The following is a 1,567-nucleotide window of genomic DNA, read 5'->3' on the forward strand; positions in this document are numbered from 1 at the left end:
TAACTACAGTGTGCCCATTTTGTTTAAAGAGATGTATAAAAGATAGAATAATTCAGCTTTATAAATTCTTTCTTTTTTACTTGCTTATTTCATTTGATTTCCATACTTTTAGCCTCCGTAAACCCTTTAAAAATTGATCCTATGGACAACATTCTTTTCTGGCTGGTTCCAGTCGCTTCCGTGTTAGCCCTCTGCTTTGCTTATTACTTTCATAAGCAAATGATGAAAGAGAGCGAAGGTACACCCCAAATGATAAAGATAGCTGCTGCTGTGCGCAAAGGAGCTATGTCTTATCTGAAACAGCAATACAAAATAGTAGGCTGGGTATTCTTGGGGTTGGTTATTTTGTTTTCAATTATGGCCTACGGCTTTCATGTACAGAACGCATGGGTTCCCATTGCTTTTCTTACAGGCGGATTTTTCTCCGGGCTTTCCGGATTTTTAGGGATGAAGACGGCGACTTATGCGTCGGCTCGTACCGCTAATGCCGCCCGTAATTCTCTGAATGCAGGGTTGAGGATTGCTTTCCGAAGCGGCGCGGTGATGGGATTAGTTGTAGTTGGCCTGGGATTGCTCGATATATCTTTCTGGTATCTGTTGTTGAATGCAGTCATTCCTGCTGATGCGCTGACACCTACTCATAAACTCTGTGTGATTACTACTACCATGCTGACTTTCGGTATGGGTGCTTCTACACAAGCACTCTTTGCCCGTGTAGGTGGCGGTATCTATACGAAGGCAGCCGATGTTGGAGCCGACTTGGTAGGTAAAGTAGAAGCCGGAATTCCGGAAGATGACCCTCGTAATCCTGCTACTATTGCCGATAATGTAGGTGACAATGTAGGTGACGTGGCCGGTATGGGAGCCGATTTATATGAATCTTACTGTGGCTCGATTTTGGCAACAGCTGCACTGGGTGCTGCTGCTTTTATCCATTCGGCAGATACAGTGATGCAATTCAAGGCAGTTATTGCTCCGATGTTGATTGCAGCTGTTGGCATTATCCTTTCTATTATAGGGATATTCGCTGTCCGTACTAAAGAGAATGCGACCATGAAAGACTTGCTCGGTTCATTGGCTTTCGGCACAAACCTTAGTTCCGTGCTTATTGTTGCAGCTACATTCTTAATCCTGTGGCTTTTGCAACTAGATAACTGGACTTGGATTTCTTGTGCCGTAGTAGTCGGACTGGTAGTAGGTATTATCATCGGACGTTCTACGGAATATTATACTTCTCAATCTTATCGTCCTACCCAGAAACTAAGTGAAAGCGGTAAGACTGGCCCTGCTACTGTCATTATTTCCGGTATCGGTTTGGGTATGCTTTCTACAGCTATTCCTGTAGTTGCGGTAGTGATTGGTATCATTGCTTCCTATCTGTTGGCTTCCGCAGGTGATTTCGGTAATGTCGGCATGGGATTGTATGGTATCGGTATTGCAGCTGTTGGTATGCTTTCTACCTTAGGTATCACATTGGCAACGGATGCTTACGGTCCGATTGCGGATAATGCGGGAGGTAATGCCGAAATGTCCGGCCTAGGTGCTGAAGTTCGCAAACGTACTGATG

1 protein-coding gene is annotated in these 1,567 nt (G+C 44.6%); it reads left to right on the forward strand.

The annotated features are described in order from the left end of the window. Nucleotides 1–141: 141 nt before the first annotated feature. The coding region (locus AB5935_RS25610) for a sodium/proton-translocating pyrophosphatase (protein WP_368327827.1) at nucleotides 142–1,567 on the forward strand (1,426 nt) is incomplete at its 3' end.

Origin of the sequence: Phocaeicola sp. RTP21198st1_B8_RTP21198_201120 (assembly GCF_040929485.1) — a bacterium.
Classification (GTDB): Bacteria; Bacteroidota; Bacteroidia; order Bacteroidales; family Bacteroidaceae; genus Phocaeicola; species Phocaeicola dorei.